The sequence below is a fragment of the Mycobacterium sp. TH-M106 genome, assembly GCF_057473765.1.
Genome location: NZ_JBYCLE010000655.1, coordinates 1 through 4,301, shown reverse-complemented (window position 1 = coordinate 4,301; position 4,301 = coordinate 1). Strand labels below are relative to the sequence as shown.

The 4,301-nt window shown below is 69.6% G+C and carries 4 protein-coding genes and 2 pseudogenes; 2 read left to right on the top strand and 4 right to left on the bottom strand.

Features of this window, described 5'->3' with window-relative positions; genetic code table 11:
* From AC2VOP_RS21855 to AC2VOP_RS21840, 4 genes and pseudogenes are all read right to left on the bottom strand, one after another.
* Window positions 1-212 (bottom strand): annotated as a pseudogene (locus AC2VOP_RS21855) (1-acyl-sn-glycerol-3-phosphate acyltransferase); the annotation flags it as partial.
* A complete protein-coding gene (locus tag AC2VOP_RS21850; RefSeq protein ID WP_486962910.1) occupies window positions 209-1,051 on the bottom strand; it encodes a GNAT family N-acetyltransferase in 843 nt (280 codons plus the stop codon). The gene AC2VOP_RS21850 and the pseudogene AC2VOP_RS21855, both read right to left, overlap by 4 nt.
* A 131-nt stretch (window positions 1,052-1,182) precedes the next feature.
* Window positions 1,183-2,139 carry an electron transfer flavoprotein subunit alpha/FixB family protein gene (locus AC2VOP_RS21845; RefSeq protein ID WP_486962909.1) on the bottom strand — a complete coding sequence of 319 codons (957 nt, stop codon included), beginning with the start codon at window positions 2,137-2,139 and terminating at the stop codon, window positions 1,183-1,185.
* 48 nt (window positions 2,140-2,187) lie between these two features.
* The gene (locus AC2VOP_RS21840; RefSeq protein ID WP_486962908.1) at window positions 2,188-2,985 is read right to left on the bottom strand and encodes an electron transfer flavoprotein subunit beta/FixA family protein; all 798 of its coding nucleotides are present in this window, start codon (window positions 2,983-2,985) and stop codon (window positions 2,188-2,190) included.
* Window positions 2,986-3,196: 211 nt separating this feature from the next.
* Between AC2VOP_RS21840 and AC2VOP_RS21835 the strand changes: the two genes are divergently transcribed.
* Together AC2VOP_RS21835 and AC2VOP_RS21830 are read left to right on the top strand one after the other, a co-directional pair.
* Window positions 3,197-3,997, top strand: coding sequence for a class I SAM-dependent methyltransferase (locus tag AC2VOP_RS21835; RefSeq protein ID WP_486962907.1), 801 nt, complete (start codon window positions 3,197-3,199; stop codon window positions 3,995-3,997).
* Window positions 3,994-4,301, top strand: a pseudogene (locus AC2VOP_RS21830) (1,4-alpha-glucan branching protein); the annotation flags it as partial. The gene AC2VOP_RS21835 and the pseudogene AC2VOP_RS21830, both read left to right, overlap by 4 nt.

The window sequence follows — 4,301 nt, the reverse complement described above, 5'->3', positions numbered from 1 at the left end:
CCGAAACAGCGCAGCGCCAGCCGGCAGCAGCCGCGATGCACCTGGGATCTGCCCGGAACCGGTACCGCCAGCAGCGGCAGGGCCAGCACCAGCAGCGCCGCCAGCACGATCCGCACCGCCACCACCAACGGCGACGACCGTTCTACCGGGCCTCGCAGGCAAGCGGTGGTGCACGACGGCCGGGGCAGCCACGGACTGTCGTACCGGCTCATCGAGTCGGCGCGTCTGCCGCATCGGCGGCCGCCGCCACCGACCGCAGACGGCGCAGGTAGCGGGCGTCGGCGTCGCGTTTGGCCAACAGCGCCGGGAAGTCGCCCACGCCGAACTCCGGGTCGTGGGCCGGCTCTCCGCAGATCCGCGCACCGAGTCTGAGATAGCCGCGCAGCAGCGGCGGTACCACCGGGCGGGCCGGCGGCGCGATCTCGTCGAGGCCGCGGCCGTCGACTACCACCGGCCGGTGCGGTGTCAAGCGGTACGGCGATGCGTGGCGGCGCCGGACCAGGTCGCGGACACCGCGGATCTGGCTGCCGGGCGGTCCCTGGCCGTGGACCGGGACCGAGACGCAACCGGAGACGAATTCGTATCCGTACCGGTCCACATAGGCCAGGATGCCGGCCCACATCAGCAGCACCACCGCGCCGTTGCGGTGGCCGGGCCGCACCACCGCGCGACCCATCTCGACCAGTGACGGCCGCAGCGGGTCCAGCGGGGTGACGTCGAACTCACCGGCGCTGTAGAGCCCGCCGGCGGCGATCGCACCGGTTGGGGGCAGCATTCGGTAGCAGCCGACTAGGACACCGGAGTCGTCGTCGCGCACCACCAGGTGGTCGCAGTATTGGTCGAATCGATCGGCATCCAAGCCCTCGGAGCTGCTGGCGGAGCCGGGCAGAACGAAGCCCGGCTCGGTGCTGAACACGTCGTAGCGCAGCCGCTGCGCGGCTTCGATCAGGGCGGGGTCCGTGGTCACCAGCAGCGAGTACCGCGGGGTGTCGGTCGACGGGTGGGAAGAGGAGGCGGGATCGGCGGCGATCAGTACGGATGCAGTGCTCACAGTCAGCACAGTTCCCTATCCGCGGGACGCTGGAGCAATCACCGCGTAACGCGTCGATGTACGCTCGGTGACGACTTGTGGGGGACGCGGAGGCCCCGGCACGCCAGACGTGGCTGCCTTCGCTGGAAGACCTAACCCTTGCGGGCTTTGACCGCCTCGGTCAGCTGTGGGGCGACCTTGAAAAGGTCACCGACGATGCCGTAGTCGGCGATCTCGAAGATCGGCGCCTCCTCGTCCTTGTTGACCACCACGATGGTCTTGGACGTCTGCATACCGGCGCGGTGCTGGATAGCCCCGGAGATGCCCAACGCGATGTAGAGCTGCGGCGACACTGTCTTCCCGGTCTGGCCGATCTGGAACTGCCCGGGGTAGTACCCGGAGTCCACCGCCGCGCGCGACGCGCCGACCGCGCCACCCAGCGCGTCGGCCAGCTCCTCGACGACGTGGAAGTTCTCCGCACTGCCGACTCCGCGCCCGCCGGCCACCACGATGGCGGCCTCGGTGAGCTCCGGGCGCTCGCTGGCGGCCGCGGGTTCACGCGCGGTGATCTTGGTGGCGTTCTCGGCGGGTGCCGGCACCTCGACGGTGACCTGCTCGCCCGCGCCGGCGGCGGGCTGGGGCTCCACCGATCCACCCCGCACGGTGATCACCGGGGTGTCCCCGGTGGCCTGGGCCTCCACGGTGAACTCCCCACCGAAGACCGAGTACAGCACCTTCCCGCCCGCCTTGACGTCGATGACGCCGACCAGCAGACCGGACCCGATCCGCGCCGCCAGCCGGGCGGCGACCTCGTTGCCGTCGACCGTGGCGGCCAACAGCACCCCCGCCGGGGTGGTCGATTCCGCGAGCGCAGCCAGCACGTCGACCACCGGGGTGACCGGGTGGTCGGCCACCGTGTCGGACTCGGCGATGTAGATCTTGGCGGCCCCGGCAGCCTTCAGCCCGTCGACCAGCGGCGCGGCGGTGCCCGGCGCGCCGACCACGACCGCGGCCGGCTCACCCAGCGCACGGGCTGCGGTGATCAATTCGGAGCTGGCCTTTCTCAGCTCCCCGTCGGCGTGCTCGGCGAGCACCAGTACTTCAGCCATGTCGTCTCTTCCCTATGTGGTCTGGTGGCCCTGTGTGGTTTGGTGTGCCTAGATGATTTTCTGGGCGACCAGATATTCGGCGATCTTGGTACCGCCGTCGCCTTCGTCGGTGACCTTCTCACCGGCGGTCTTGGGCGGCTTCGGGGTCGACGCGGTCACCGTCGAACCGGCGTTGGCCAGACCGACCTCGTCGGCTTCGACCCCAATCTCAGCCAGGGAGAGCACGGTGACTTCCTTCTTCTTGGCGGCCATGATGCCCTTGAAAGACGGGAAGCGGCCCTCGGGGTTCTTCTCGTTGACGCTCACCACCGCCGGCAGCGTCGCCTCCAGCGTGAACACCCCGTCGGGGGTCTCCCGGTCGGCGGTGACCTTGCCGCCGTCGACAGTCAGGTTGCGCACGTAGGTGAGCATCGGCAGGCCCAGGTACTCGGCGATGACGGCCGGCACCGCCCCGCCGGCGCCGTCACTGGACTCGTTGCCGGCGATCACCAAGTCGGTGCCCTCGATGGTGCCCAGCGCCCGTGCCAGCACCCAGGCGGTCTGGATGATGTCGGAGCCGTGCATGCGGTCGTCGAGCACGTGGACCGCCTTGTCGGCTCCCATCGACAGCGCCTTGCGGATCGCGTCGCCGGCCCGCTCGGGGCCGACGGTCAGCAAGGTCACCGAGTTCCCGTTGCCCTCGGTGCCCTCCTTCTCCTTGATCTGCAGCGCCTGTTCGACGGCACGCTCGTTGATCTCGTCGAGCACCGCGTCGCTGCCGGCCCGGTCCAGGGTGAAGTCGTCGGTGTTGAACTTGCGCTCCGCATAATCGGGGACCTGCTTGATCAGGACCACAATGTTCGTCATCGGTGTGGCTCGTCCTCCTCGGAAAAGGTCCTGCGACAACCGGTCGCAGGACTGGGTCACGCGTCACGCGACCGCACTGCGCGTCGTGGTCGCCGGTAAATCCGTGCGGTTCGCGTGTACAGCGTAGCGGGCCGATGAACGGCCTTCCCGGGGGTGGGCAGAGGCCTGCAGTTCGCTGGAGGCTGCCAGGCGGAGGTAGCCTGCCTCTGCTATGAAGCCCGCGACATCCTCCGGCGGTACCGCATCGCCCGGCGACACCGTTCTGGTGCTGACCGGGGAGCGCACCATTCCCGGACTGGACACCGAGAACTACTGGTTCCGCCGTCACGAGGTGGTCTACCAGCGGCTGGCGCCGCGCTGCGCCGGACGCGACGTGCTCGAAGCCGGCTGCGGGGAGGGTTACGGTGCCGACCTGATCGCACGGGTGGCACACCGGGTGGTCGCACTGGACTACGACGACGCCGCGGTGGCCCATGTCCGTGCCCACTACCCCCGGGTGCAGGCGATGCAGGGCAACCTCGCCGAGATTCCGCTGCCGAGCGGATCCGTCGACGTGGTTGTCAATTTCCAGGTCATCGAACACCTGTGGGACCAGCCCCAATTCCTCACCGAATGCGCCCGGGTGCTGCGCCCGAAGGGGCTGCTGATGGTGTCCACCCCCAACCGCATCACCTTCTCCGGCGGCCGGGACAGTCCGATCAACCCGTTTCACACCCGCGAATTCGACGCCGCCGAACTGCGGGCGCTGATCTCCGATGCGGGCTTCACGGTCGGCGAGGTGCACGGGGTTTTTCACGGGCCGGTGTTGCGGCGAATGGATGCCCGCCACGGCGGCTCCGTCGTCGATGCGCAGATCCGGCGTGCGCTGGCCGACGCGCCGTGGCCGGCGCAGCTGGCGCGCGATGTCGCCGCGGTCACCACCGCGGACTTCGACATCGTCGAAGCCGGCCGGGACAAAACCCACCACATCGACGACAGCCTCGACCTAATTGCGATTGCGGCGCGGCCGTGAGCGGTACGGCACACGTCGAAGCCACCCCGGTGCCCGGCCTGTTCACCCTCGTGCTGCACACCCATCTGCCGTGGCTGGCCCACCACGGCCGCTGGCCGGTCGGTGAAGAGTGGCTGTATCAGTCCTGGTCGGCGGCGTACCTTCCGCTGCTGCGGGTGCTGCGGACGCTGGCCGACGAGGACCGGCACCGACTGATCAGCCTCGGGATCACCCCGGTGGTCGCCGCGCAGCTCGACGACCCGTACTGCCTGGACGGCATGCACCACTGGCTGGCGAACTGGCAGCTGCGCGCCACCGAGGCGGC